The 25,654-nt window shown below is 66.2% G+C and carries 25 protein-coding genes; 7 read left to right on the top strand and 18 right to left on the bottom strand.

The window, feature by feature from the left end; all coding sequences use genetic code 11:
- The first annotated feature begins 78 nt into the window (after positions 1 to 78).
- The 5 genes from hisF to aat all read left to right on the top strand — a co-directional run bounded on the left by hisF (position 79) and on the right by aat (position 3,800).
- On the top strand, positions 79 to 840 hold the full coding sequence (gene hisF, locus ACK41U_RS05645) for an imidazole glycerol phosphate synthase subunit HisF (protein WP_409677120.1): 762 nt from the start codon (positions 79 to 81) through the stop codon (positions 838 to 840).
- The gene (locus ACK41U_RS05640) at positions 837 to 1,151 is read left to right on the top strand and encodes a phosphoribosyl-ATP diphosphatase (protein ID WP_409677118.1); all 315 of its coding nucleotides are present in this window, start codon (positions 837 to 839) and stop codon (positions 1,149 to 1,151) included. The genes hisF and ACK41U_RS05640 overlap by 4 nt, the downstream gene beginning before the upstream one ends.
- Before the next feature lie 151 nt (positions 1,152 to 1,302).
- A complete protein-coding gene (gene accB, locus ACK41U_RS05635; RefSeq protein WP_409677116.1) occupies positions 1,303 to 1,812 on the top strand; it encodes an acetyl-CoA carboxylase biotin carboxyl carrier protein in 510 nt (169 codons plus the stop codon).
- Positions 1,813 to 1,816: 4 nt separating this feature from the next.
- Positions 1,817 to 3,163: an acetyl-CoA carboxylase biotin carboxylase subunit gene (gene accC / locus ACK41U_RS05630; RefSeq protein ID WP_409677114.1), complete on the top strand. Its 1,347-nt coding sequence runs from the start codon at positions 1,817 to 1,819 to the stop codon at positions 3,161 to 3,163.
- Between the two features lie 7 nt (positions 3,164 to 3,170).
- Positions 3,171 to 3,800, top strand: a complete 630-nt coding sequence (gene aat, locus ACK41U_RS05625) for a leucyl/phenylalanyl-tRNA--protein transferase (RefSeq protein ID WP_409677112.1) — start codon at positions 3,171 to 3,173, stop codon at positions 3,798 to 3,800.
- Here the strand turns inward: aat and ACK41U_RS05620 are convergent.
- From ACK41U_RS05620 to chvE, 15 genes are all read right to left on the bottom strand, one after another.
- Positions 3,767 to 4,153: a DUF2155 domain-containing protein gene (locus ACK41U_RS05620; RefSeq protein ID WP_409677110.1), complete on the bottom strand. Its 387-nt coding sequence runs from the start codon at positions 4,151 to 4,153 to the stop codon at positions 3,767 to 3,769. The genes aat and ACK41U_RS05620 overlap by 34 nt on opposite strands.
- The gene (locus ACK41U_RS05615) at positions 4,150 to 4,656 is read right to left on the bottom strand and encodes an outer membrane lipid asymmetry maintenance protein MlaD (RefSeq protein ID WP_409677108.1); all 507 of its coding nucleotides are present in this window, start codon (positions 4,654 to 4,656) and stop codon (positions 4,150 to 4,152) included. Before ACK41U_RS05615 ends, ACK41U_RS05620 begins: the two co-directional genes overlap by 4 nt.
- Positions 4,657 to 5,031: an NADH:ubiquinone oxidoreductase subunit NDUFA12 gene (locus tag ACK41U_RS05610; protein ID WP_409677106.1), complete on the bottom strand. Its 375-nt coding sequence runs from the start codon at positions 5,029 to 5,031 to the stop codon at positions 4,657 to 4,659.
- A 92-nt stretch (positions 5,032 to 5,123) separates the two neighbouring features.
- Positions 5,124 to 6,104 (bottom strand): aldose epimerase family protein, encoded by a 981-nt coding sequence (locus tag ACK41U_RS05605; RefSeq protein ID WP_409677104.1) that lies wholly within the window; start codon positions 6,102 to 6,104, stop codon positions 5,124 to 5,126.
- Entirely contained in the window at positions 6,101 to 7,075 is a 975-nt protein-coding gene (gene yjfF, locus ACK41U_RS05600) for a galactofuranose ABC transporter, permease protein YjfF (RefSeq protein ID WP_409677102.1), read from the bottom strand. Before yjfF ends, ACK41U_RS05605 begins: the two co-directional genes overlap by 4 nt.
- Positions 7,072 to 8,079, bottom strand: coding sequence for an ABC transporter permease (locus tag ACK41U_RS05595; protein WP_409677100.1), 1,008 nt, complete (start codon positions 8,077 to 8,079; stop codon positions 7,072 to 7,074). The genes yjfF and ACK41U_RS05595 overlap by 4 nt, the downstream gene beginning before the upstream one ends.
- Positions 8,076 to 9,575, bottom strand: a complete 1,500-nt coding sequence (locus tag ACK41U_RS05590) for a sugar ABC transporter ATP-binding protein (RefSeq protein ID WP_409677098.1) — start codon at positions 9,573 to 9,575, stop codon at positions 8,076 to 8,078. Before ACK41U_RS05590 ends, ACK41U_RS05595 begins: the two co-directional genes overlap by 4 nt.
- Before the next feature lie 55 nt (positions 9,576 to 9,630).
- A complete protein-coding gene (gene ytfQ / locus ACK41U_RS05585; RefSeq protein WP_409677096.1) occupies positions 9,631 to 10,581 on the bottom strand; it encodes a galactofuranose ABC transporter, galactofuranose-binding protein YtfQ in 951 nt (316 codons plus the stop codon).
- 49 nt (positions 10,582 to 10,630) lie between these two features.
- Positions 10,631 to 12,139: an aldehyde dehydrogenase (NADP(+)) gene (locus tag ACK41U_RS05580; protein WP_409677094.1), complete on the bottom strand. Its 1,509-nt coding sequence runs from the start codon at positions 12,137 to 12,139 to the stop codon at positions 10,631 to 10,633.
- 10 nt (positions 12,140 to 12,149) lie between these two features.
- The gene (locus tag ACK41U_RS05575) at positions 12,150 to 13,061 is read right to left on the bottom strand and encodes a Gfo/Idh/MocA family protein (RefSeq protein WP_409677092.1); all 912 of its coding nucleotides are present in this window, start codon (positions 13,059 to 13,061) and stop codon (positions 12,150 to 12,152) included.
- Positions 13,061 to 14,803: an L-arabinonate dehydratase gene (gene araD, locus ACK41U_RS05570; protein ID WP_409677090.1), complete on the bottom strand. Its 1,743-nt coding sequence runs from the start codon at positions 14,801 to 14,803 to the stop codon at positions 13,061 to 13,063. Before araD ends, ACK41U_RS05575 begins: the two co-directional genes overlap by 1 nt.
- Before the next feature lie 11 nt (positions 14,804 to 14,814).
- The gene (gene araD1 / locus ACK41U_RS05565; RefSeq protein WP_409677088.1) at positions 14,815 to 15,804 is read right to left on the bottom strand and encodes an AraD1 family protein; all 990 of its coding nucleotides are present in this window, start codon (positions 15,802 to 15,804) and stop codon (positions 14,815 to 14,817) included.
- A 3-nt stretch (positions 15,805 to 15,807) separates the two neighbouring features.
- Positions 15,808 to 16,998, bottom strand: coding sequence for a multiple monosaccharide ABC transporter permease (gene mmsB, locus ACK41U_RS05560; RefSeq protein ID WP_409677086.1), 1,191 nt, complete (start codon positions 16,996 to 16,998; stop codon positions 15,808 to 15,810).
- Positions 16,999 to 17,007: 9 nt separating this feature from the next.
- Positions 17,008 to 18,528: a multiple monosaccharide ABC transporter ATP-binding protein gene (gene mmsA, locus ACK41U_RS05555; RefSeq protein WP_409677084.1), complete on the bottom strand. Its 1,521-nt coding sequence runs from the start codon at positions 18,526 to 18,528 to the stop codon at positions 17,008 to 17,010.
- Between the two features lie 54 nt (positions 18,529 to 18,582).
- Positions 18,583 to 19,638, bottom strand: a complete 1,056-nt coding sequence (gene chvE / locus ACK41U_RS05550) for a multiple monosaccharide ABC transporter substrate-binding protein (protein ID WP_409677082.1) — start codon at positions 19,636 to 19,638, stop codon at positions 18,583 to 18,585.
- A 132-nt stretch (positions 19,639 to 19,770) separates the two neighbouring features.
- On the opposite strand from chvE, the gene ACK41U_RS05545 reads away from it, so the two are divergent.
- Entirely contained in the window at positions 19,771 to 20,739 is a 969-nt protein-coding gene (locus tag ACK41U_RS05545; protein WP_409677080.1) for a LysR family transcriptional regulator, read from the top strand.
- Positions 20,740 to 21,164: 425 nt separating this feature from the next.
- On the opposite strand, the gene clpX is transcribed toward ACK41U_RS05545, so the two are convergent.
- Entirely contained in the window at positions 21,165 to 22,430 is a 1,266-nt protein-coding gene (clpX, locus tag ACK41U_RS05540; protein ID WP_409677078.1) for an ATP-dependent Clp protease ATP-binding subunit ClpX, read from the bottom strand.
- A 161-nt stretch (positions 22,431 to 22,591) separates the two neighbouring features.
- A complete protein-coding gene (locus ACK41U_RS05535; RefSeq protein WP_409677076.1) occupies positions 22,592 to 23,224 on the bottom strand; it encodes an ATP-dependent Clp protease proteolytic subunit in 633 nt (210 codons plus the stop codon).
- A gap of 166 nt (positions 23,225 to 23,390) precedes the next feature.
- Here ACK41U_RS05535 and pth point away from each other — a divergent pair, with 166 nt between their 5' ends.
- Positions 23,391 to 24,089, top strand: a complete 699-nt coding sequence (gene pth, locus ACK41U_RS05530; protein WP_409677074.1) for an aminoacyl-tRNA hydrolase — start codon at positions 23,391 to 23,393, stop codon at positions 24,087 to 24,089.
- Between the two features lie 15 nt (positions 24,090 to 24,104).
- Here the strand turns inward: pth and guaB are convergent, their stop codons facing one another.
- On the bottom strand, positions 24,105 to 25,553 hold the full coding sequence (guaB, locus tag ACK41U_RS05525; protein WP_409677072.1) for an IMP dehydrogenase: 1,449 nt from the start codon (positions 25,551 to 25,553) through the stop codon (positions 24,105 to 24,107).
- Positions 25,554 to 25,654: the final 101 nt, after the last annotated feature.

The following is a 25,654-nucleotide window of genomic DNA, read 5'->3' as shown; positions in this document are numbered from 1 at the left end:
GCGCCCCCCCTCCCCGCTGGCCCCCCGCGCCAGCCTGCGCTAAAAGCCCCCCGACAGCCCAAGCCAAAGGCGCACCCGATGCTCAAGACCCGCATCATCCCCTGCCTCGACGTGGCCGATGGCCGCGTGGTCAAGGGCGTGAACTTCGTCGACCTGATCGACGCCGGTGACCCGGTCGAGGCCGCCCGTGCCTATGACGCCGCCGGTGCCGACGAGATCTGCTTTCTCGACATCCATGCCACCCATGAAAACCGCGGCACCATGTTCGATCTGGTGACCCGCACGGCGGAACAATGCTTCGTGCCGCTGACCGTGGGCGGCGGGGTGCGCAGCCATCTGGACGTGCGCGCGCTGCTGCTGGCGGGGGCCGACAAGGTCAGCTTCAACTCGGCCGCTGTCGCGGACCCCGATGTCGTGGCCGCCGCCGCCGACCGATTCGGCAGCCAGTGCATTGTCGTGGCCATCGACGCCAAGACCGTGGCGCCGGGGCAATGGCAGATCTTCACCCATGGCGGGCGCAAGCCCACCGGCATCGACGCGGTCGAATTCGCCCGTCTGGTCGAGGCGAAAGGCGCCGGAGAGATCCTGCTGACCTCGATGGACCGCGACGGCACGCGGGCGGGCTTCAACCTTCCCCTCACCCGCGCGATTGCCGATGCGGTCAACATCCCCGTCATCGCCTCGGGCGGAGTCGGCACGCTGGATCACCTGGTCGAGGGCGTGACCGAGGGGCATGCCAGCGCCGTTCTGGCCGCCAGCATCTTTCATTTCGGCACCCATACCATCGCCGAGGCCAAGGCCCATATGGCCGCCGCAGGTATTCCCATGAGGCTGACATGAACGCGATCGAACGGCTTGCCGCCACCATCCAGACCCGCCGCGACGCCGACCCGGACAGCAGCTGGACCGCCAAACTGCTGGCCAAAGGCCCCGAGAAATGCGCCGAGAAATTCGGCGAAGAGGCCATCGAGGCGGTGATCGAGGCCGTGCGCGGCGACCGCGCCCGCCTGACCGCCGAGGCCGCCGATGTGATCTTTCACCTGCTGGTGATGCTGGCCGCCCGCGATGTCAGCCTGGCCGATGTCGAGGCCGAGCTTTCGCGCCGCGAAGGCGTCTCGGGACTGGCCGAAAAAGCCGCGCGCGACGGCTGAACATGACGGCTCTGCGGCCAATCTGCGGCCAAATCCGGGCCTGATGCGTCCGGGGCGCCGCCAGACCCTTCCCCTTGGGCAGCCGGAAAGGCTATAAGCCCTGCAATCGCCGCACAGAAAGCGGCCAGACCAGAACATGGCAGAGGACGGCATGAGCAACGATTCCAACGACGGCAAGCACCACGAGGGCGATGTGGCCTTTATCCGGTCGCTGGCCGAATTGCTGAATGCAAGCGAGCTGAACGAGATCTCGGTCAAACGCGAATATGGCGAACATGACCGCCTGACCATCAGCCTGACCAAGCAGGGCAAGCAGGTCGTCTATGCCTCAGCCCCCGCGCCGCAGGCAGCCCCCGCCGCCGCCGCGCCCGCCGCTGGCGTCCCCGCGCTGGCCGCCCCTGCCGCAGGCGAGGATCTGGCCAGCCATCCGGGCGCGGTGGCCTCGCCCATGGTCGGCACCGCCTATCTGTCGGCCGAGCCGGGCGCTGCCGCCTTCGTGCAGATCGGGCAGGCCGTGGCCGAGGGCGAGACGCTGATGATCGTCGAGGCGATGAAGACCATGAACCACATCCCCTCGCCCCGCGCGGGCACGGTCAAGCGCATTCTGGTCGATGACGGCAGCCCGGTCGAATTCGGCACCCTGCTGATGATCGTCGAGTAAGCCCATGTTCGACAAGATCCTTATCGCCAACCGGGGCGAGATCGCGCTGCGCGTGATCCGGGCCTGCCGCGAGATGGGCATCGCATCCGTCGCGGTCCATTCCACCGCCGATGCCGATGCGATGCATGTGCGCATGGCCGACGAATCGGTCTGCATCGGCCCGCCGTCGTCAACGCTGTCCTATCTGTCGATGCCCGCGCTGATCTCGGCCTGCGAGATCACCGGCGCGCAGGCGATCCATCCCGGCTATGGCTTCCTGTCGGAAAACGCCGGCTTCGTGCAGATGCTGGAAGATCACGACATCACCTTCATCGGCCCGCGCGCGGAACATATCCGCATCATGGGCGACAAGATCACCGCCAAGGACACGATGAAGGCGCTTGGCGTGCCCTGCGTGCCCGGCAGCGAGGGTGGCGTGAACGATGTCGATGAGGCCAAGGCGGTCGCCGCTGAAATCGGCTATCCGGTGATCATCAAGGCCACCGCAGGCGGCGGCGGGCGCGGCATGAAGGTGGCCGAGAACGAGGCCGGGCTGGAAGTGGCCTTCCGCACCGCACGGGCCGAGGCGAAATCGGCCTTCGGCAATCCCGATGTCTACCTTGAGAAATACCTGCAACGCCCCCGCCATATCGAGATTCAGGTCTTTGGTGACGGTCGCGGTCGCGCCGTGCATCTGGGCGAACGCGACTGTTCGCTGCAGCGCCGCCACCAGAAGGTGCTGGAAGAGGCCCCCGGCCCCGCGATCAGCCCCGAGGAACGCGACCGCATCGGCAAGGTTTGCGCCGATGCGATTGCCAAGATCGGCTATTCCGGCGCGGGCACGATCGAATTTCTCTATGAAGACGGCGAGTTCTATTTCATCGAGATGAACACCCGCCTTCAGGTCGAACACCCTGTGACCGAGGCGATTTTCGGTGTCGATCTGGTCCGCCAGCAGATCCGCGTCGCCGCCGGCATGCCGATGGAGTTCCATCAGGAAGATCTGGTCATCAACGGCCACTCGATCGAGGTGCGCATCAACGCCGAAAAAGTGCCCGGCTTCTCGCCCTGCCCCGGTCGCATCACCCAGTATCACGCCCCCGGCGGTCTGGGCGTGCGGATGGATTCGGCACTGTATCAGGGCTATTCGATCCCACCCTATTACGACAGCCTGATCGGCAAGCTGATCGTGCATGGCCGCGACCGCGACGAGGCCCTGGCGCGTCTGTCGCGTGCCCTGGGCGAGCTGATCGTGGACGGCGTCGATACGACCGTGCCGCTGTTCAGGGCGCTGCTGGACGAGCCCGACATCCAGACGGGGGATTACTCGATCCACTGGCTGGAACGCTGGCTGGAAAAGCACTACGCCTGAGGCCCGCGTGATTGGCCCCGCGCGCCTGCTGGATGGTTATGCGCGGGGCATTTTCCCCATGGCTGACAGCGCCGAGGATGACCGGCTGTTCTGGGTCGATCCGCCGATGCGCGGGGTGCTGCCGGTGGGGGGCGTGCATGCCTCTCGCTCGCTGCTGCGCGATCTGCGGCGCGGCGGCTGGTCGGCGCATCGGGACGCTGATTTCGACGCTGTGGTGGCCGCCTGTGCCGCGCGGGACACGACATGGATCAACGCCCCGCTGTCCGCATTGTATCATCGGCTGCACCTGACGGGCCACGCCCATGCGATCAAGATCCGGCACAACGGCCGCTGCGCCGGGGGCATATTCGGTGTCACGCTGGGGGCCGCGTTCTTTGGCGAGTCGATGTTCTCGACCCAGACCAACGGCTCGAAAATGGCGCTGCTCTGGGCCTCGTCACATCTGCGGCGCTGCGGGTTCAGGCTGTTTGACACGCAGTTCCTGACGCCGCATCTGGCGCGCATGGGCGGGATCGAGATTCCGCGCGACAGCTATCGGTGTCAACTGGCGCAGGCGATCCGCAGGCGCGCCGATTTCCGGGGCGCGGACCTGCCCGATGCCGGTCAGCTTTGGCAGGAAATCACCCAGACATCATAGCGGGCATCGTCCAGCGCCGACAAAGCGGGCGAGCTGGCCAGCATCCATCCGGCAAAGACCTGTGCGTTCTGGCGCAGGTCGATGATGGTCAGTTGTGCATAGGCGTCTTCGCTGGGATTGGCTGCGGGATAGCGGCATTCGCCCAGCCGGATCTCAAGCCGCCCGTAGCGGACCGCCTCGCCCACGCCAAGCGGCAGGTCCATGCTGCGGCCCGACACCTTGTCCAGCCCACGCAACAGGGCACCCGTGGCCCGTGCTGTTTCCGGGCCAGACGGCGGCACGGGAGCCTCGTCCTGTGCCAGCGCAACCGTCGCTGCAAGACAGGCCGACAGGGCAGCGGCCAGCAACCTCATGGCGCATCATCCCCGGCGCTGTCCCCGGCACCGCCCTGACTGTCGACGAATTTCATCATCAGCTGCAGCAGGCTGACGGCGCCCTGCACCTCTTCGATCTCGTCTCCGGGGGCGAGGTTGTCCATGCTGCCGCCCGGCTGGATCTGGATATAGGCGCCGCCCAGCAGCCCGTCGGACTGGATGATCGCGGCGCTGTCGGCGGGCAGCACGATGCCCTGCGGCAGGCGCAGCACGGCATCGGCCATATAGGTCTGCGGGTTCAGCGCGATGGCCGAAACGCGGCCAACGGGCACACCCGCCAGCCGGATCTCGGTGCCGACGCTGACTCCGTCGACATCGGGGAACGAGGCCGTGACCTCATAGCCGCTGCCGGGCATCATCCATCCGCCCGCAGCCCAGGCCAGAAAGCCCGCAGCCACCGCCAGAACGACACCCCCGGCGATCAGCTCGGCCCGCGCCTCGCTGCCCTGCCGGGACGCCACCTGTTGCACCGGGGCGGTCATTTACTCCGGCTGCCACGCATCATAGTCGCGCCGCGCCGCAGGCTGCGCCCGCATCAACGAGCCTTCGGGCGCATAGGCCGCAGGCGTGCCGGTCAGGTTGGGGATATGGGGCTGCTCCCACGGTTTGTGGATCAGCGGCTGTTCGGTCGGCGGCTCGTTCCAGGTGTGGTGCAGCCAGCCATGCCATTCCGGCGTGATGCGGCTGGCCTCGGCCTCGCCGTTATAGATCACCCAGCGGCGCTTGCCGTCGGCGGTCTGGTAAAAGATGTTGCCCCCGGCATCCTCGCCGACCTTTTTCCCGTTCCGCCAGGTCCAGAACTGGGTGTTGAGCGTCTGGCTGTTCCACCAGGTCAGAAAGCGCAACAGAAAGGACATGGGCAGCCACCTCATTGAACGGTCGATCCCCAAGGGATATGGCCCAGAACGGCGCCAAGGTCCAGTGGCCCCCGGCCCCGGCCCGTGCCGCATCAGCCGAAATGATAGCAGGTCCGCGCCGCATACAGCTGGCCGGGCCGCAGGATCGCGTCGGGAAAGCCCGGATGGTTGGGTGCGTCGGGCCAGTGCTGGGCCTCAAGCGCCACACCGGCATGAGGGCCATAGACCCGCCCGTCGAGGCCGGGAATGTCGCGCAGATGCGCCCCGTCATACAGCTGCAGCCCGCAGGCGGTCGTCTGGACCCGCATCGACAGGCCCGACGCGCCGGTCAGCCGCGCCACCGTGCGCAGCGCACCGGGCGCCTGCGACAGGCAGAAATTGTGGTCATATCCCGCATCGCCGATGGCGCGCGGCTGGCGGAAATCGAAATCGTTGCCCGCGACCGGCTCGATATAGCCTTCCGGGATCAGGTCGTCATCGACGGGCAGGTAATGCTCGGCATTGATCATCAGCCGGTGGTTGCGGATGTCACCGCGCCCGTCCAGATCGAAATAGCCGTGATGGGTCAGGCTGCAGGGCGTGGCCCGGTCGCTGCGCGCCGACAGCGAGATGCTCAGCCCATTCTCGGACAGCGCGATCACGGCCATGATGTCGATGGCGCCGGGAAAGCCCATATCGCCGTCTTCCAGCCGCAGCGACAGGATGACGCCCGCATCGGTCCGCGCCTCGATCTGCCACAGGTGCATATCCGTGCCCATCGCACCGCCATGCAGCGTGTGGCGGCCCCGGAAATTGCGGTCGGTCCGATAGTCCTGCCCGTCGAGGACAAAGCGCCCGCCGCCGATGCGGTTGGCAAAGCGCCCGACGATGGCGCCGAAATAGCGGCCCTTGTCCAGATATTGCACCGGGTCCGGGCATCCCAGCACCAGCGGGTGTTCCACGCCCTCCAGCCGCAGATCCTGCACGATGGCACCAAGGGTCAGCACCCGCGCGCTCAGCGCCCCGTCGCGCAGGGTGACGCAGCCGATCTCGCGCCCGTCGGGCAGGGTTCCGAAATGGTCCGCCGGGGTCACGACGACTGCCCCTGGGCACGGCTTTGCGACAGCATCAGCAACCCCTTTTGCAGCAGGATGAAGGCCAGCAGCAGCAGGCCGATCACGATCTTGGTCCACCAGCTGGACAGCGAGCCGTCAAAGACGATGTAGGTCTGGATCAGCCCCATGGTCAACACGCCGACCAGAGTGCCAAAGACATAGCCCGCCCCGCCCGACAGCAGCGTGCCGCCAATGACCACGGCGGCAATCGCGGTCAGCTCGGTCCCCACCGTCGCCAGCGAATAGCCCGAGCCAGTGTAGACCGAAAACACGATTCCCGACAGCCCCGCCATCAGCCCCGAGAACGCATAGACCAGCACCGTCGTGCGCCCCTGCTGCACGCCCATCAGCCGCGCGGTCTGCTCGCCGCCGCCAAGCGCATAGACGCTGGCGCCAAAGCGGGTGCGATGCGCGATCACCATGCCGGTCACCACGACCAGCAGCATCAGCACCCCGATCAGCGTCAGCCGCCCCCGGCCCGGCATCAGGACATAGGCGTTCTGCAGCGTGCGGTAAAAGGGATGCACGATCGGCACCGACTGGACCGACAGCATATAGGCCGCGCCGCGCGCCAGAAACATCCCCGCCAGCGTGACGATAAAGGCGGGCATCGTCAGCCGGTGGATCAGAAACCCCATCGCGCCGCCGAATGCCGCCGTCAGCGCCAGCAGCAGCGCAAAGATCACCAGCGGGTGCAGGCCGGTGTCGCGCAGCATCACCGCGATGAACACGCCCGAAAAGGCGATGACCGAGCCCACCGACAGATCAATCCCGCCCGACAGGATCACCAGCGTCATCCCCACCGCGACGATGCCCAGATAGGCATTGTCGGTCAGCAGGTTGCCGATGACCCGCGTGGACAGGATATTGGGAAACTGCGTCCAGGCCAGACCATAGGCCACCAGAAAGATCAGGATCGTCGCATAAAGCGGCAGGGCACGGGTGTTCATGTGCGGCCCTCTCTGGCGGCTTGCGTGCGGTGGCTGTCGCGCCACAGCCGCCATTCCGCGGCGATGCGCGGCGATTGCAGGATCAGGATGACCAGCACCAGCCCGGCCTTGATGATCAGATTGTATTCCGACGGAAACCCCGCCAGCAGGATGCCCGCGCCGATGGTCTGGATGATCAGCGCCCCCAGCACCGAGGCCGCAATCGAGAACCGCCCGCCCAGCAGGGAATTGCCGCCGATGACCACGGCAAGGATCGCGTCCAGCTCCAGCCACAGCCCGGCATTGTTGGCGTCGGCGCCGCGGATGTCGGCGGTGACGATAATGCCCGCGAAGGCCGCGCAGATGCCGCTGGCGACATAGACCGCGACCAGCAGCACGGTCGCATTCACCCCGGCCAGCCGCGCGGCACGGCGGTTGATGCCCACCGCCTCGATCAGCAGGCCAAGCGCCGTGCGCCGCATCAGCGCCGCGACCGCAATGGCGGTGGCCAGCCAGATCCAGACCGGCACCGGCAGGCCAAGCGCGGTCCCCGAGCCAAGCCAGGCAAAGCCCGGATCGGTGAAGGTCAGAATGCGCCCCTCGGTGATCAGCTGCGCGACACCACGGCCCATGGTCATCAGGATCAGCGTCGCGACAAACGGCTGGATGCCGATGACCGCGACCAGCACGCCGTTCCACAGCCCCGCCATGGCGCCTGCGGCCAGCGCCAGCAGCAGCGCCATGGCCATCCCCTGCCCCGAGGCGACCGTCAGCGCCGCCACCGCGCCGCAGATCGCCATGATCGCGCCGACCGACAGATCAATGCCGCGCGTGGCGATCACCAGCGTCATGCCGACCGCCAGCAACGCCACCGGGGCTGCACGTTTCAGGATGTCGATGACCGGGCCGACCAGCCGCCCGCCGTCATGATGGATCGACAGAAACCCCGGATAAAAGACCGAGATCAGCGCAATCAGCGCCGCCAGCGCGATCAGTTGCGGGGCGATGCGGGTCAACAGGGTCATGCGGCCTCTCCCGGCGTTGCGATGGCGCGCATGATGGCGTCGGCACTGACCTGCATACCGGTCAGTTCAGCGACATGGGCGCGGTCGCGCAGCACGATCACGCGGTCGGCCACGGCGACCATCTCGTCCAGCTCGCTGCTGATGACCAGCACCGACATGCCCCCGGTCGTCAGCGTCTGGATCAGGCGCAGGATTTCGGCATGCGCGCCGACATCAATGCCGCGCGTCGGTTCATCAAGGATCAGAAAGCGCGGGTTCATCGCCAGCCAGCGGGCCAGAACGACTTTTTGCTGATTGCCGCCCGACAGCTCTCCGATGGGTTTTTCGCGGCCCGAGGTGCGGATGTCGAGCCGCTTGATATAGTCATCGGCCAGCCGGTTCTGTTCGGCGCGCGGGATCGGGCGCGCCCAGCCCCGGCGGGCCTGAAGACCCAGAATGATGTTCTCGCGGATCGACAGGTCGGCCACGATGCCGTCGGTCTTGCGGTCCTCGGGGGCAAAGCCAAAGCCCGCCGCAATCGCCGCGCGGGGCGTGCGCAGGTCCACAGGCCCGGCACTGTCGCGCACCTGGCCGGTCTGCGCCGGGCGGATGCCAAACAGCATTTCGGCGGTTTCGGTGCGGCCCGAGCCCAGCAGCCCCGCCAGCCCGACCACCTCGCCCACGCCCACCCTCAGGTCGAACGGATCGACCACACCGGTCCGGCCCATGCCTTCGACCTGCAGCAACGGCGGCAGGGTGGCTGTGTGGCCGTCGGCGCGGGGGGTGGCCACGGCCTCTTCCAGCGCGCGGCCCAGCATCTGTTCGACCAGCGACATGCGGCCAAGGCTGGCGGTCGGCTGGCTGGCCACCTTGCGGCCATTGCGCAGCACCGTCACCTGATCGGCCAGTTCAAACACCTGATCCAGAAAATGCGACACGAAGATGATCGCCATGCCGCGCGCGCGCAGATCGCGCACCACGTCAAAGACCATGCGCACCTCGCGCGCGTCCAGACTGGCCGTCGGCTCATCGAGGATCAGCACCTTGCCCGAAATCTCGACCGCCCGCGCGATGGCGATGATCTGCTGGATGGCGACCGAATAGCTGCCCAGATCGCGGTCCACGTCGATCTGCAGGCCATACCGGCGCAGCGTGTCCCGCGCAGCGACCCGCGTGGCGCGGCTGTCGATCAGCCCGAAACGGCGCGGCTCTCGTCCGAACATCAGGTTCTGCGCCACGGTCAGGTTCGGCAGCAGGTTCACCTCCTGATAGACGGTGCCGATGCCCAGTTCCTGCGCCTCAAGTGTGGATCGGGGGTCGATGGGCACCCCCTCCAGAGTGATCGTGCCGCCGTCGCGCAGATAGGCGCCGGTCAGGCATTTGATCAGCGTCGATTTGCCGGCACCATTCTCGCCCAGCAGGGCGTGAACCTCGCCCGCCGCAATGTCCAGATCGACATCGTCCAGCGCGCGGGTGCCGGGAAAGACCTTGCTCAGCGAGCGGATCGACAACAGCATGGGCAGTCCCTTCATGGGGTTGGCCGGGCGGGCAATGCCGCCCGACCAGAGGCGATCAGTAACCCAGATCCTTGCGGCGGTCGTATTCGCCCTGCGGATCATCGGCTGCGGTGTACAGCTTCGATTCGGTCTGGATGAACTTTTCGGGCAGGGTGCCGTCGGCCCAGAACGCCTCCAGCACGTCAAAGGCGGGACCGGCCATGTTCGGGGTCAGCTCGACCGTGGCATTCGCCTCGCCCGCCGCGATCGCCTGAAAGATGTCGGGCACGGCGTCGATGGACACGACCAGAATGTCAGTGCCCGGCGCAAGACCCGCCTCTTTGATGGCCTGAATGGCGCCCACCGCCATGTCGTCGTTATGGGCATAAAGCGCGCAGATGTCGCGCCCGCCGTTTTCGGCCTGAAGGAAGCTTTCCATCACCTCTTTGCCCAGGGCACGGGTGAAATCGCCGGTCTGGCTGCGCACGATCTCCAGATTGTCATGGCCTGCGATGGCGTTCTCGAACCCGGTCTTGCGGTCGATGGCGGGGCTCGATCCGGTCGTGCCCTGCAATTCGACGATGCGGCAGTCGGCGCCCGCGACCTCATCGACCAGCCACTGGCCCGCGACCTGACCCTCATGCACCAGATCCGAGCCGACGGCGGTCAGATAGAGGCTGTCATCGCTGTCCACGCGGCGGTCCAGCAGCACGACCGGGATCTCGGCCTCGGCGGCCTCTTCCAGCACCGAATCCCAGCCGGTCGCCACGACCGGCGCCAGCAGGATCGCATCGACGCCCTGCGCCACAAAGGACCGGATCGCGGCGATCTGGTTTTCCTGCCGCTGCTGCGCATCCGAGAATTGCAGCGTATAGCCGCGTTCTTCGGCCTGTTGGCGCGTCAGCGTGGTTTCCGCCGCCCGCCAGCCCGATTCCGAGCCGATCTGCGAGAATCCCACGGTCTGCGCGAGCGCCGCCGTGCCGCAGAGTGCAAGCACCGCCGCCGTCGTCATCAATGTTCTGGTCATAGTAACCTCCCTTGAAGTTGTGGTCGTGTTTTCGCGCGCCTGTTCCCTCTCAGTCGCGCAAATCGGGGGGCAGCAGGGCGCCCGGCAGGTTCTGGAAACTGACCGGGCGCAGAAAACGCCGGATCGCCAGAGTGCCGACGCTGGTTGCGCCGAAATTCGTGGATGCGGGATAGGGGCCGCCATGCACCATCGCATCGGCCACCTCGACCCCGGTGGGCCAGCCATTGGCCAGAATGCGGCCCGCCTTGCGTTCCAGCACCGGCATCAGCCGCGCGGCCAGCGCGAGATCGCCCTCGTCCAGCTGCAGGGTGACGGTCAGCTGCCCCTCAAGCGCGCGGGCCAGATCCAGCATCTGGTCGTCGCTGTCGGCGGTGACGATCAGCCCCGCCGGGCCAAAGACCTCATGCGCCAGCGCCGGGTTGGCCAGAAACTGCGCCGCCGTGGCGCGGAACAGCGCCGGGCGTGCCTTACGCCCGCTGTTGTCGCCCATGGCGACCGGCGCGGCGGCCCCGGCCATCCGGGCCAGCCCGGCGCGATACCCCTCGGCAATGCCATCCGCCAGCATGACCTGCGCGGGCGCATCAGCCAGCGCGGCGGTGGCGGTATCGGTGAAGGCGTCGGCGTCCCCGGCGGGCAGGATCACGATGCCGGGATTGGTGCAGAACTGCCCCGCGCCCATGGTCAGGCTGGCGACCCAGCCCTTGGCGATCTGGTCCCCGCGCGCAGCTATCGCCTCGGGCAACAGGAAGCAGGGATTGACGCTGCCCAGCTCGCCGAAAAACGGGATCGGTTCAGGGCGCGCGGCGCACAGATCATAAAGCGCCCGGCCCCCGCGCAACGACCCGGTAAAGCCCACCGCCTTGATCAGCGGATGCTGGACAAGCGCCTGCCCGACCTCATGCGTGTCGCCGTGGATAAAGCTGAACACGCCTGCGGGCATGCCGGTCTGGCGGATGGCGGCGTCCACGGCCTCGGCCACGATCTGGCCGGTGCCGGGATGGGCCGGGTGGCCCTTGACCACGACCGGGCAGCCCGCCGCCAGCGCCGAGGCCGTGTCGCCCCCCGCCGTCGAGAAGGCCAGCGGAAAGTTCGAGGCGCCGAACACCGCCACCGGCCCGATGGGCCGCTGGATCATGCGCAGGTCGGGGCGCGGCAGCGGCTGACGGTCGGGCAGCGCCGCGTCATGGCGGCGGTCCAGATAATCGCCTTGCCGGATATGGTCCGCGAACAGGCGCAACTGGCCGGTGGTGCGGCCCCGCTCGCCTTGCAGGCGCGCCTCGGGCAGGCCGGTCTCGGCGTGGCCTATGGCGGTGATCGCCTCGGCGCGGGCCTCGATCTGATCGGCAATGGCGTCCAGAAACGCGGCCCGGTCGGCGCGCGGGGTGGCGGCAAAGGCCGGGAAAGCGGCCTCGGCGGCCTGTACGGCACGGTCCACCAGCGCCGGGCTGCCCGAGGCGTAAGAGGCTGGCGATCCGGTCGCCGGGGAGGATTGGAACACGCCCTCGCCGTCCAGCCAGTCGCCTGCGATCAGATGCTTGCCATGCGTCTCTTGGGTCATTGGTCTTCCTTCAGAATTCAAAAGTCTCGACGATGCGGCGGCGGCCCAGAGTGAACGCGTCCGCGACCAGCACCATGGGCGACAGATCGACATCGGACGCCCCCTGCCGCACCAGATCCGCCATGCGGGCGTAAAGCGCCGGATATTCGCCCATGATGCTGTTCCGGCCCTCGACCGGCTGGCCGTCGATTTCCAGAATATTGCCACCCATGCGCAGGGCCAGAGGACCCGCATCGGTCTGGAACTCCATGTCCCATGTCTGCGGGCCCTGCTGGAGGAAATCGAAGTCCGCGGTGATCTGGTCCGACAGGCGCAGCCGGGCGGCGATCGGCGCCTGCCGGTTGGCGGGCATGTCCAGTTCAGCGCCGGTCAGATGCACGGGGCGCGGCAGGATTTCGGTCAGGATCGACAGGGCGTTGATGCCGGGATCAAAGACGCCCATGCCGCCCGCCTCAAGGATCCAGTCCTGACCGGGATGCCATTTGCGGATGTCCTCGCGCCAGATGATGCGGCCTTCGCGGATGGTCTTGTCGGCCAGCCATGCCCTGGCCGCCGCCACCCCATGGGCCATGCGCGAATGCCATGTGGCAAACAGGCTGACCCCCTGCGCGCGGGCCAGATCATGCAGGATATGCACCTCGGACAGGGTCGCGCCGGGGGGTTTTTCCAGCATCAGGTGACGGCCCGCGCGCAGCACCGCCACCGCCGCCGCAAAGCGCGGAACCGGCGGCAGGCACAGGCTGACGGTGCCGATCTCGGGGTGGGTGTCCAGCATCGTGCCGATGTCGGTAAAGCTGTCCACCCCCGGCACCGTGCCGCTGCGCGAGACGGTCGCGGCCAGTTCCCAGTCCGGGCTGTCGGCCAGCGCGGGCACATGCTGGTCCAGCGCGATCTTTCCGATGCCCACAAGCGCCAGTTTCATCAGTGGCTGTCCTTTCCGACCGCATTGCCCCGGCAGCCGACGAGAAAGTCCATGTCGGCGCCGGTATCGGCCCCCATCACATGCTGCTGATGCAGGAAGGCGTAACCGCTGGTCGGCTGGTCGGGCAGCGGCTGCCAGGCGGCCAGACGCGTGGCCAGTTCCGCGTCAGAGATGTCCAGATGCAACCTGCGGTTCGGCACGTCCAGCTCGATCATGTCGCCGTTCTGCACGACGGCCAGAGGCCCGCCCGCCGCCGCCTCGGGCGAGGTGTGCAGCACGACGGTCCCGTAAGCCGTGCCCGACATGCGCGCATCCGAGATGCGGATCATATCGGTGATGCCCTTGCGCAGAACCTTGGGCGGCAGGCCCATATTGCCGACCTCGGCCATGCCCGGATAGCCTTTGGGGCCGCAGTTCTTCAGCACCATCACGCAGGTCTCGTCGATGTCCAGCGCCTCATCCTCGATCCGCGCCTTGTAGTCGTCGATATCCTCGAAGACGACCGCCCGGCCCCGATGGGTCAGCAGATGCGGGCTGGCCGCCGAGGGTTTCAGCACCGCCCCCTTGGGCGCCAGATTGCCGCGCAGCACCGCAATGCCGCCCTGCGGGGTCAGCGGATTATCGGCGGGACGGATCACATCCTCGTTCCAGTTCACCACATCGCGGACCTCGTCCCAGATGGTCGCGCCGCTGACCGTCAGCGCATCACGGTGCAACTGCCCCGCCTCGGCCAGCCGCTTGATGACCACGGGCAGGCCGCCGGCATAGAAGAACTCTTCCATCAGGTATTTGCCCGAGGGCATCAGGTTCACGATGGTCGCCACGTCGCGCCCGCAGCGGTCCCAGTCATCCAGCGTCACATCGACGCCCACGCGCCCCGCCATGGCCAGCAGATGGACCACCGCATTGGTCGAGCCACCGATGGCGCCATTGACGCGGATGGCATTCTCGAACGCCGCTTTCGTCATGATGTCGGACGGTTTCAGATCATCCTTGACCATCTGCACGATGCGCCGCCCCGACATCTGCGCCATCACCCGGCGGCGACTGTCCACCGCCGGGATCGCGGCATTGCCCGACAGCGCCATGCCAAACGCCTCGGCCATCGAAGCCATGGTGGAGGCCGTGCCCATTGTGTTGCAGGTGCCCGAGGACCGCGACATCGACGCCTCGGCCTCGACAAACTCGTCCTGTGTCATCTCTCCGGCCTTCACGGCCTCGCTGAACTTCCACAGATGGGTGCCCGACCCGACCCGTTCCCCCCGGAAATAACCGTTCAGCATCGGCCCACCGGTGACCACGATCGAGGGAATGTCGCAGCTTGCCGCCGCCATCAGCAGGCTGGGCGTGGTCTTGTCGCAGCCGACCAGCAGCACGGCGCCGTCCATCGGCTGTCCGCGGATGGTTTCCTCGATCGCCAGCGCCGCCAGATTGCGGAACATCATGGCCGAGGGGCGAAAGGTGTTCTCGCTGGCCGAAAACACCGGCACCTCGACAGGAAAGCCCCCGGCCTCCCATATCCCGGCTTTGACCTTTTCGGCCAGTTCGCGCAGATGGCCGTTGCAGGGCGTCAGGTCCGACCAGGTGTTCAGGATGCCGATGATCGGCCTTCCGTCAAACAGATCATGCGGATAGCCCTGATTCTTCATCCAGCCTCGATGATAGATCGTATCGCGGGACGTGCCGCCATACCATTCTTGCGAGCGCAGTTTGCGGGGCCAGGGGGCGGGGGTGAAACTCATGGCGCGAAACCTTACAGGGCGGCGACGGCACGCGGGCGCGCGTCGGCTGTGTCTTGGGTCAGGGGGTTTTCCAGCGGCAGGCCGAAATCCGGGCATTCAATCTGAAAGCGGTCGCCCTGCTGCGTGGTGATCCCGTCAGCGAAGGACAGCGTGGCGGTGCCGAAGAAATGCACATGCACATCGCCGGGCTGGCGGAAGATGTCATATTTGAAGTGGTGATGTTCCAGATTGGCCAGGCTGTGGGACATGTTCGCCTCGCCCGACAGGAAGGGCTTTTCCCAGATCACGGCGCCGTCGCGGATCAGGCGGCTGGTGCCCTCGACATGGCCGGGCAGATCGCCCACCCGCATCTCGGGGCCGAAACTGGCGGGGCGCAGCTTGGAATGGGCCAGCCACAGATAGTTGCCGCGCTCGGTCACATGGTCCGAGAATTCATTGGCCAGCGCAAAGCCCAGCCGCACCGGGCGCCCGTCCGGCGCGATCATGTAAAGCCCGGCAATCTCGGGCTCTTCGCCCGCATCCAGCGCGAAGGCGGGCGAGGTCAGCGCCGCACCCGGCGCCACCGCCGCATGGCCGTTGCCCTTGTAGAACCATTCGGGCTGGGCGCCGGTCTGGCCCGACGCGGGCTTGCCGCCCTCGACCCCCATGCGGAACATCTTCATGCTGTCGGTCATGGATTGCGGGTCGGGGTTCTTGTGCATCGCGTCGCGGGTGGCAGCGCTGCCCAGATGGGTCAGGCCGGTGCCGGTCAGATGCAGATGCGCCGGATCGGGATGGTCCAGCGGCACCAGCAACCGGCCATCGCGCAGCGCGCCCTCCAGATCGACCGGATCGCCTGCGCCGCGCGCGGCCACCTCGGCCTTCAGGCTGCGGCCCGCCGCCAGCGCGGCCAGCGCAAGATCGCGGGTCGAGGTCACGCCGGGGACCAGATGGGCGCCGCCATCGGTCCGGGCGGCGACGGCGCGGGTGCCGTCAGGCAGGTTCAGTTGCGACAGCAGCATGGCTCAGGCCTCGCGGTTTTTGTTGTAAACGTCGAAGAAGACGGCGGCCAGCAGCACCAGACCCTTGATCACCTGCTGGTAATCAATGCCGATGCCCATGATGGACATGCCGTTGTTCATCACCCCCATGATGAAGGCGCCGGTGACCGCCCCCACGATCCGGCCCACGCCGCCCGACATGGACGCCCCGCCGATAAAGACCGCCGCGATCACGTCGAGTTCGACCGCGAAACCGGCGCGGGGGGTGGCGGTGTTCAGCCGGGCGGCAAAGATCAGCCCGGCCAAAGCGGCCAGCATCCCCATATTCACAAAGGCCAGAAAGGTCAGCCGTTCCGTGCGGATGCCCGACAATTTCGCGGCCTTGGCATTGCCGCCCACCGCATAGATCCGCCGCCCGATGGTGGTGCGCTCGGTCAGGAACACATAGATCACCGTCAGGATGACCATCGACAGCAGCACATTGGGCAGGCCCCGGAACCAGGCCAGCTTCCAGGTCACGAACAGGATCGCGGCGGCGACGATGCCGTTGCGGATCAGGAACAGCGCAAAGGGCTCATCGCCGATGCCATAGCGGGCGCTGCGGGCGCGGGCGCGCAACCCGATCCACAGGATCAGCGACACCGCCAGCACGCCCGAGGCCAGCGCCAGCCCGTTGGGGCGGCCGATGCCCAGAATATCAGGAATGAAGCCGGTGGACAGCAGCTGGAAGTTCGCCGGGAACGGCCCGACCGACTGGCCCGCCAGCAGCCACAGCGACAGCCCGCGAAAGACCAGCATCCCCGCCAGCGTGACGATGAATGACGGGATCTTCCAATAGGCGACGAAATAGCCCTGCACCGCCCCGATCGCCATGCCTGCAACGATACAGATCGCCATCGCCGCCCAGACCGGCATGCCCATCGTCACGATCATCACCGCCGCCAGCGCGCCGATGAACCCCATGACCGAGCCGACCGACAGGTCGATATGGCCCGCCACGATCACCAGCAACATGCCAAGCGCCATGATGATGATATAGCTGTTCTGCAGGAACAGGTTGGTGATGTTGACGGGCCGCAGCAGCACGCCTCCGGTCACGATCTGGAAAAACGCCATGATCGCGATCAGCGCGAACAGCAGCCCGTATTCGCGGATATGCCGCGCCACATAGGCGCCGATGCTCATGGCCGGCGCGTGTTCGGTCTGTTCCACCATGGTTGTCCCCTATTCCCTGACGATCAGCGACATGATCGCTTCCTGACTGGCCTCGTCCGAGGTCAGTTCCCCCACGAACCGGCCCTGATTCATCACATAGACCCGGTCGCACATGCCCAAGAGTTCGGGCATCTCGGACGAGATCATGATGACGGCCTTTCCGGCGGCGCTGAGGTCGTTGATAATGTTGTAGATTTCGTATTTCGCGCCCACGTCGATGCCGCGCGTGGGTTCGTCCAGAATCAGCAGCTCGGGATTGGTGAACAGCCATTTGGCCAGCACCACCTTCTGCTGATTGCCGCCCGACAGGTTCATCACCTTCTGAAACACCGAGGGCGTGCGGATGCGCAGGCTGCGGCGGTAGGTCTCGGCCACCTCGGTCTCGCGCCCGTCATCGACGACGCCGCGCGTGGCGACCGCGCCCAGATTGGCCAGCACGGTATTGCGCCGGATCGTCTCATCCAGGATCAGGCCAAGCGTCTTGCGGTCCTCGGTGACATAGGCCAGCCCGGCGGCAATCGCCCGGTCCACGGTCGAGACATCGACCACCTGCCCGTGCATCCGCACCGTGCCGGAAATGTCGCGGCCATAGCTTTTGCCGAAAATGCTCATCGCCAGCTCGGTCCGGCCCGCGCCCATCAGGCCCGCGATGCCCACCACCTCGCCCGCGCGCACATTCATCGACAGATCGCGGATCATCCGGCGGTCGCGATGCTCGGGATGCCCCACATTCCAGCCGGACAGTTCGAACACCACCTCGCCCGCGCGCCTGTCGCGGTCGGGATAGCGATGCGCCATGTCGCGGCCCACCATGTCGCGCACGATGCGGTCTTCGGTCAGATCGCCCGCCCGCGCGTCGATGGTCGAAATCGTGGCCCCGTCGCGGATCACCGTCACGCTGTCGGCCACCCGGCGGACCTCGTTCAGCTTGTGGCTGATGATGATGCTGGTGACACCCTGCGCCTTCAGCTCCAGCAGCAGGTCCAGCAGCGCCTGACTGTCTCCCTCGGACAGGGCGGCAGTCGGCTCGTCCAGAATCAGCAGGCGGACGTTCTTGGACAGGGCCTTGGCGATCTCGACCAGCTGCTGCTTGCCGACGCCAAGCGCCTCGACTTTGGTGCCCGGTGTCTCGCGCAGGCCGACCTTGGCCAGCAGCCCCTCGGTCTGGCGAAAGGTCTCGGGCCAGTCGAACACGCCACGGTGGCTGCGTTCATTGCCCAGAAAGATGTTCTCGGCGATGGTCAGCAGCGGCACCAGCGCCAGCTCCTGATGGATGATGATGATGCCCAGATCCTCGCTGTCGCGGATCGTGCGGAAGGCGGCGGGCTTGCCGTCATAGATGATGTCGCCCTCATAGCTGCCGACCGGATAGACGCCCGACAGCACCTTCATCAGCGTGGATTTCCCGGCGCCGTTTTCGCCGCAGATGGCGTGGATCTCTCCCTTGGCCACGGACAGGCTGACATCGTCCAGCGCCTTGACCCCCGGAAAGGTCTTGGTGATGCGGCGCATTTCCAGAAGTGCGGTCATCGGTTCGTTCCTGCTGTGGAACCGCCCCCCGCGAAAGGGGACGGTTCGCATGGCTTATTGCAGCTGTTCGAGGGTGTAATAGCCGCTGTCGATCAGCACCTCTTGCCAGTTCGAACCGTCGACCGGCACCGGCTCCAGCAGGTAGGAGGGCACGACCTTGACGCCATTGTCATAGGTCTCGGTGTCGTTCACCTCGGGCTCGGTCCCCTTGATCATGGCATCGACCATGCCGACAGTGACGCGGGCCAGCTCGCGCGTGTCCTTGAACACGGTCGAATACTGCTCGCCCGCCTGGATCGACTTGACCGACTGCACCTCGGCGTCCTGACCGGTCACGATGGGCATGGGCTGATCGCCCGAGCCATAGCCGACGCCTTTCAGCGACGACAGAATCCCGATCGAGATGCCGTCATAGGGCGACAGCACGCCATGGACCTGCGCATCGGTGTAATTGGCCGAGAGCAGGTTATCCATCCGCGCCTGCGCGGCCGATCCGTCCCAGCGCAGCGTGCCGACCGTGGCCATGCCTTCCTGCCCGGACAGGATCACGATGCGGCCCTCGTCGATCAGCGGCTGCAGGATCGACATGGCGCCGTCATAGAAGAAATAGGCGTTGTTGTCGTCGGGGCTGCCGCCGAACAGCTCGACATTCCAGGGCTGGGTGTCGGCGAACCGCTCTTCCAGGCCCCGGACCAGCGAACTGGCCTGCTCGACCCCCACCTTGAAGTTGTCAAAGGTCGCGTAATAGCTGACATCGGGCGTGTCGCGGATCAGCCGGTCATAGGCGATCACCTTGATGTCGGATGCGGCGGCATTGGCCAGCGCGTTCGACAGGGTGGTGCCGTCGATGGCGGCGATCACCAGCACATCGACGCCCTTGGTGATCATGTTCTCGACCTGGGCCAGCTGGTTCGGGATGTCATCCTCGGCATATTGCAGGTCGGTGTCATAGCCGGCCTCTTCGAACAGCCGGACCATATTGTTGCCGTCATCAATCCAGCGGGCCGACGACTGCGTCGGCATCGAGATCCCGACGGTTTCAGCCGACGCACTGATGGCCAGCCACGACACTCCGATCGCCAGCGCGACCGCGGCGGTTTTGGTTTTCATGTATCCTCCCCCCGTGACGGGTTTGCCCGCCACCCCAGTTGATGCCCCGGCAAGGGGGCGCAACAGAAGGATAGCAATGTTGGGACATAATGATAAAATGATATTATCAGTAATCTGCATAACGGAATTGATATGCTGAACCCCCCGGCCCGCTTTTTGCTCAAGCCCGCGCAACTGCGTCTGATCGTCGAAATCGCCGACAGCGGCCAGTTGCAACAGGCAGCGGCGGTTTGCGGCATCGCGCAGCCCGCCGCCTCGCGCATGCTGGCCGAGACCGAGCGTCAGATCGGCGCACCGCTGTTTCTGCGCCAGCCCAAAGGGATGGTGCCGACCGAGCTGGGCCAGACCATCCTGCGCCGCGCCCGTGTCATTCTGCGCGAAACCAGCAGCATGGCCGAGGATGTCAGCGCGCTGCGCGGGGGGCTGGCCGGGTCGGTGCGGGTGGGGGCGGTCACCGGGCCTGCGGTCGGCTATCTCGCCTCGGCCATCCGCGAGATCAAGCACGAGACGCCCGACGCCGACATCACCGTCGATGTCATGCCCTCGCGCGAGTTGCTGGGCCATCTGGTGACGGGGGATATGGATTTCGTGCTGGGCCGGATCCTGCCCGAATTCGACAGCCGCGATTTCGAGATCCTGCCGATGCGCGACGAAAAGGTCACCTTTTGCGTGCGCGCCCGGCATCCTCTGGCGCACAAACCCGCGGTCGCGTTGGGCGAGCTGGTCGACAGCGAATGGATCATGCAGAGCCGCGGCGCCCCGATCCGCGAGGCCACGCTGGAGGCCTTCGCCGCTGCCGGACTGTCCGAGCCGGGCAATATCGTCAACAGCCCCTCGATCCTGTTCACCATCGCCTATCTGGCGCAGAGCGACGCCATCGCCCCGGTGTCGGAAGAGGTCGCGCAGCTGCTGATGAACCCGCCCGTCAGCGCCGATTTCGCCGTTCTGTCCAGCATGCAGGACATCCGCGTCGCGCCCTATTACATGCTGAACCTGCGCCGCCGCCCGCTGTCGATGCTGGCGCTGCGGATGCAGAAACGGGTCATCGCAAAGGCTGCCCCCTGGATCGCGGGTGAACGGCGTCCACGTCCGGGCGGGTGACGAGCGGATGACACGGGGGAAAGCAAGGGGGGGCATGCGGGGGCCGGGGCAGGCAGAATCTCCGCGCGCGGGGATGCGAACCCGCATAGAGCCGATCCGAGGCGCAGGACCCCGGCGCCCCATGATTTTTGCACCCCGTGATCTTCGCACCCCGTGATCTTCGCCCGAGAAACCGCGCCAGAGGCGTCGCGCCGCTGACGGTCGCGGGGAGTTCCGCTGTGGCCGGGATGCCTGTGGCGCTGGCGCGCCGGACCCGCCGGGGACCCGGACCGCACGCATGGATGCCCTCAATGGCGCTGCGGTTTCTCTGGCTGGCGATCGGTGAAAAGGCCGCATCCGGTGGTCTGCGCCCGGATGCGAAACGGCCCGCCCCGGACGGGGCAGGCCGTTTGACTGTCACCGCGCCGTCAGGGCCCTGCCGGGCGTCAGCCCGCCGAGGCGCTTTCCTTTTTGGTGTCGGTGTGGATCAGCAGCGGTTTCACGGCCATATTCTCGACCGCATCCTCGTTCACGACCACCTCGACGACGCTGTCCAGACCGGGCAGTTCGAACATCGTGTCCAGCAGTATCTCTTCCATGATCGAGCGCAGGCCCCGCGCGCCGGTCTTGCGCTTGATGGCGCGCTTGGCGATGGCGGTCAGCGCATCCTCGGTAAAGGTCAGCTGCACGCCTTCCAGATCGAACAGACGCTGGTACTGCTTGACCAGCGCGTTCTTGGGCTTGGTCAGGATGATGATCAGCGCATCCTCATCAAGGTCGGTCAGGGTGGCCAGAACCGGCAGACGGCCGACGAATTCCGGGATCAGGCCGAATTTCAGCAGGTCTTCCGGCTCAAGTTCCTTGAACATCTCGCCGACGCCGCGGTCGTCCTTTTCCTTGACCGCCGCACCAAAGCCCATCGCCGTGCCCTTGTTGCGCTGCGCGATGATCCGGTCGAGGCCGGCAAAGGCGCCGCCGCAGATGAACAGGATATTGGTCGTGTCGACCTGCAGGAATTCCTGCTGCGGATGCTTGCGCCCGCCCTGCGGGGGGACGCTGGCGACCGTGCCCTCCATGATCTTCAGCAGCGCCTGCTGCACGCCCTCGCCCGACACGTCGCGGGTGATCGAGGGATTGTCGGACTTGCGCGTGATCTTGTCGACCTCGTCGATATAGACGATGCCGCGCTGCGCCCGTTCGACGTTGTATTCGCTGGCCTGCAACAGCTTGAGGATGATGTTCTCGACATCCTCGCCGACATAGCCCGCCTCGGTCAGCGTGGTCGCATCGGCCATGGTGAAGGGCACATCGAGGATGCGGGCCAGCGTCTGCGCCAGCAGCGTCTTGCCGCAGCCGGTCGGGCCGATCAGCAGGATGTTGGACTTGGCCAGCTCGATCTCGCCCTTGCCGCCGTGGTTGAGGCGCTTGTAGTGGTTGTGGACCGCCACCGACAGAACCCGCTTGGCATGTTCCTGACCGATCACATAATCGTCAAGAACGGCACAGATCTCGCGCGGGGTCGGCACGCCGTCGCCGGATTTCAGCCCGGTCGATTTCGTCTCTTCGCGGATGATGTCCATGCACAGCTCGACGCATTCGTCGCAGATGAACACGGTCGGACCCGCAATCAGCTTGCGCACCTCATGCTGGCTCTTGCCGCAAAAGCTGCAATAGAGCGTGTTCTTGCTGTCACCGCCGGACTGGTTCGCCATCGTCCACTTCCTTCAATTCCGCCGCCGGCGCTCCGGCTGACGGGCGGACCCGGCACCTGCCGCAGCCCGCATGTTCTGGTTACCCGGCACCGCCAGAGGCCGCGCCGGGATCATCTTTCTATGTTAAGGACCAGCAAGGCCCGTCACAATCCCCAACGGGGCTATTTCTTTTCCGGGTCGACCTTGCCGCGCGGTGCGACAACCTCGTCGATCAGGCCCCAGTCCTGTGCCTCTTGCGGCGACATGAAGCGGTCACGTTCCAGCGCCTCTTCGACCTCGGCCAGCGTTCTGCCGGTATGGGTGACGTAAATCTCGTTCAGGCGGCGCTTGAGCTTTTCGGTTTCGCGCGCGTGGATCAGGATGTCGGTCGCCTGACCCTGGAACCCGCCCGAGGGCTGGTGCACCATCACCCGGCTGTTGGGCAGCGAATAGCGCAGCCCCGGCTGGCCCGCCGCCAGCAACAGCGAGCCCATCGAGGCCGCCTGCCCCACCACCAGCGTCGAGACGCGCGGCCGGATATACTGCATCGTGTCATAGATCGACAGGCCCGAGGTCACCACGCCGCCGGGGCTGTTGATATACATGCTGATGTCTTTCGAGGGGTTTTCCGCCTCAAGAAACAGCAGTTGCGCGCAGATCAGCGTCGACATCCCGTCATGGACCGGGCCCGAGACGAAAATGATCCGTTCTTTCAGCAAACGCGAGAAGATGTCATAGGCCCGTTCCCCGCGAGAGGTCTGTTCGACCACCATGGGAACAAGGGTGTTCATGTAGAATTCTGCCGGATCGCTCATCTTCTGTCCTTGCCTGTTCGTCCCTGTCCCCGCGATTCGTCCGGGTCTTGACCCCTGTCTTAGCCGCGAAAGGTTGACAGAGTCTTAGTAACCGGCAAGGTCCGCCGCAAGGGACGCAGAGCAGAAATGCCCCCGCGCGGGGCCTGAACCATGGCAGGAGCAGCACATGAAACTGATTGTGGGGCTTGGCAATCCGGGCGCGAAATATGCGTCGAATCGTCACAATATCGGCTTCATGGCGCTGGACCGGATCGCCGGGGATCACAGTCCGGGGCCGTGGAAGGCACGGTTTCAGGGGCTGATGGCCGAGGGCCGGATCGGGGATGCGCGGGTGGCGCTGCTCAAGCCGCAGACCTTCATGAACCTGTCGGGGCAATCCGTGGGCGAGGCGATGCGCTATCTGAAGCTGACCCCCGATGACGTGATCGTGCTGCATGACGAGCTGGATCTGGCGCCCGGGAAATGCCGCCTCAAGCAGGGCGGCGGGCATGCGGGCCATAACGGGCTGCGCTCGATCCACCAGCATATCGGCGAGAATTATGGCCGGGTGCGGCTGGGAATCGGCCATCCCGGCCACAAGGACCGGGTCGCGGGCTGGGTGCTGTCGGATTTCGCCAAGGCCGATCAGGACTGGCTGGACGATCTGCTGCGCGGCATCTCGGACGGGGCGGCGGCGCTGGCCTCGGGCGATGGCGGGCGGTTTCAGAACGCGGTCGCAGCGCGGATGGTGCCTGCCCGCAATTCAGGCAGCACCCCGTCTGCGGAGAAACCGGCGGCAAAGCCAAAGGCCGAAAAACCTGCCGAGCCGCCGCAGTCAACCGGGCTTTCCGACCGCCTGCGGTCGCTGGCCGACCGCTTTCGCTAAGCGGTCGGCACGGGCTCAACTGAGACGATAGTTCGGGCTTTCACGGGTGATCTGCACGTCATGGACGTGGCTTTCCTTGAGCCCGGCGCCGGTGATGCGCACGAACTGGCAATTGGTCCGCATCTCGGCCACGGTGGCGCAGCCGGTATAGCCCATCGCCGCGCGCAGGCCGCCCACCAGCTGATGGATCACCGCGCCCGCCGAACCTTTATAGGGCACCTGCCCCTCGATCCCCTCGGGAACCAGCTTGTCGCTGGCCGCATCCTTCTGGAAATACCGGTCCGCCGAGCCGCGCGCCATCGCCCCAAGGCTGCCCATGCCGCGATAGGATTTGAAGCTGCGGCCCTGATAGAGGATCACCTCGCCGGGGCTTTCATCGGTGCCCGCGATCGCGCTGCCGACCATGGCGCAGCTGGCGCCCGCCGCGATCGCCTTGGCGAAATCGCCCGAATACTTGATGCCGCCATCGGCGATGATCGGAATATCGCCCGCAGCCCCCGCCGCATCCATGATCGCGGTCAGCTGCGGCACGCCGACACCGGCCACGATGCGGGTGGTGCAGATGCTGCCCGGACCGATGCCGACCTTGACCGCATCGGCGCCCGCACCGATCAGCGCGCGGGTGGCCTCGGCGGTGGCGACGTTGCCTGCGACGACCTGAACATGGCTGGCGAAAGCCTTGACCCGCTCGACCGCCCGCGCGACGCCTGCGGAATGGCCATGCGCGGTGTCGATGACGACCATGTCCACGCCGGCCTCGATCAGCGCGCAGCTGCGGGCAAAGCCCTCATCGCCCACGGTCGAGGCGGCGGCCACGCGAAGGCGGCCCAGATCATCCTTGCAGGCCTGCGGGTTCAGCACGGCCTTTTCGGTGTCTTTCAGCGTCAGCAACCCGGTCAGCTTGCCCTGATCGTCCGTCACCAGCAGCTTTTCGATCCGGCGCGCCTTCATCAGGCTGATCGCCTCGGAACGGTCAGCAGGCTCGCGCAGGATCGCCAGATTTTCGGACGACATCATCGCGTGGACCGGGGTGCGGTCGTCATCGGCAAAGCGCATGTCGCGGTTGGTCACGATGCCCAGCACCCGGCCCGACGCGTCCACCACCGGAAAGCCGGTGACGTTGTAGCGGTCCTGAAACGCCTTGGCATCGGCCAGCGTCTGATCGGGGGTCAGCGTGATCGGGTTATAGACGATACCGCTTTCAAAGCGCTTGACGCGGCTGACCTCGGTGGCCTGCTGCTCGATGCTCAGGTTGCGGTGGATCACGCCCATGCCGCCCGCCTGCGCCAGCGCAATGGCCATCCGGCTTTCCGTCACCGTATCCATCGCCGAGGACAGAAGCGGGATGTTCATCCGGATGGAGCGGGTGACATGGGTGGTCACATCCGCCGTTGACGGCAGCACCGTCGAGGCGGCGGGAACCAGAAGCACATCGTCGAAGGTCAGAGCCTCACGAATCTGCATGGCGGTCATCCTTGCGGCAATCTCGTTTGGCAGTTTCCCCTTTCACGGGCGCGCGCTTTTGTCCAGCCCGCCCGTGACGACGTCGAAAGCGTTGCGCAGAT

Source organism: Paracoccus sp. (in: a-proteobacteria) (genome assembly GCF_046289755.1).
Classification (GTDB): Bacteria; Pseudomonadota; Alphaproteobacteria; order Rhodobacterales; family Rhodobacteraceae; genus Paracoccus.
This window is presented reverse-complemented; position numbering and strand designations above follow the sequence as displayed.

Coding starts and splice junctions, on each gene's coding strand:
- hisF (WP_409677120.1), top strand. CDS start 79: ATGCTCAAGACCCGCATCATCCCCTGCCTCGACGTGGCCGATGGCCGC.
- ACK41U_RS05640 (WP_409677118.1), top strand. CDS start 837: ATGAACGCGATCGAACGGCTTGCCGCCACCATCCAGACCCGCCGCGAC.
- accB (WP_409677116.1), top strand. CDS start 1,303: ATGAGCAACGATTCCAACGACGGCAAGCACCACGAGGGCGATGTGGCC.
- accC (WP_409677114.1), top strand. CDS start 1,817: ATGTTCGACAAGATCCTTATCGCCAACCGGGGCGAGATCGCGCTGCGC.
- ACK41U_RS05620 (WP_409677110.1), bottom strand. CDS start 4,153: ATGAGGTTGCTGGCCGCTGCCCTGTCGGCCTGTCTTGCAGCGACGGTT.
- ACK41U_RS05615 (WP_409677108.1), bottom strand. CDS start 4,656: ATGACCGCCCCGGTGCAACAGGTGGCGTCCCGGCAGGGCAGCGAGGCG.
- ACK41U_RS05610 (WP_409677106.1), bottom strand. CDS start 5,031: ATGTCCTTTCTGTTGCGCTTTCTGACCTGGTGGAACAGCCAGACGCTC.
- yjfF (WP_409677102.1), bottom strand. CDS start 7,075: ATGAACACCCGTGCCCTGCCGCTTTATGCGACGATCCTGATCTTTCTG.
- ACK41U_RS05595 (WP_409677100.1), bottom strand. CDS start 8,079: ATGACCCTGTTGACCCGCATCGCCCCGCAACTGATCGCGCTGGCGGCG.
- ACK41U_RS05590 (WP_409677098.1), bottom strand. CDS start 9,575: ATGCTGTTGTCGATCCGCTCGCTGAGCAAGGTCTTTCCCGGCACCCGC.
- ytfQ (WP_409677096.1), bottom strand. CDS start 10,581: ATGACCAGAACATTGATGACGACGGCGGCGGTGCTTGCACTCTGCGGC.
- ACK41U_RS05580 (WP_409677094.1), bottom strand. CDS start 12,139: ATGACCCAAGAGACGCATGGCAAGCATCTGATCGCAGGCGACTGGCTG.
- ACK41U_RS05575 (WP_409677092.1), bottom strand. CDS start 13,061: ATGAAACTGGCGCTTGTGGGCATCGGAAAGATCGCGCTGGACCAGCAT.
- araD (WP_409677090.1), bottom strand. CDS start 14,803: ATGAGTTTCACCCCCGCCCCCTGGCCCCGCAAACTGCGCTCGCAAGAA.
- araD1 (WP_409677088.1), bottom strand. CDS start 15,804: ATGCTGCTGTCGCAACTGAACCTGCCTGACGGCACCCGCGCCGTCGCC.
- mmsB (WP_409677086.1), bottom strand. CDS start 16,998: ATGGTGGAACAGACCGAACACGCGCCGGCCATGAGCATCGGCGCCTAT.
- mmsA (WP_409677084.1), bottom strand. CDS start 18,528: ATGACCGCACTTCTGGAAATGCGCCGCATCACCAAGACCTTTCCGGGG.
- chvE (WP_409677082.1), bottom strand. CDS start 19,638: ATGAAAACCAAAACCGCCGCGGTCGCGCTGGCGATCGGAGTGTCGTGG.
- ACK41U_RS05545 (WP_409677080.1), top strand. CDS start 19,771: ATGCTGAACCCCCCGGCCCGCTTTTTGCTCAAGCCCGCGCAACTGCGT.
- clpX (WP_409677078.1), bottom strand. CDS start 22,430: ATGGCGAACCAGTCCGGCGGTGACAGCAAGAACACGCTCTATTGCAGC.
- ACK41U_RS05535 (WP_409677076.1), bottom strand. CDS start 23,224: ATGAGCGATCCGGCAGAATTCTACATGAACACCCTTGTTCCCATGGTG.
- pth (WP_409677074.1), top strand. CDS start 23,391: ATGAAACTGATTGTGGGGCTTGGCAATCCGGGCGCGAAATATGCGTCG.
- guaB (WP_409677072.1), bottom strand. CDS start 25,553: ATGCAGATTCGTGAGGCTCTGACCTTCGACGATGTGCTTCTGGTTCCC.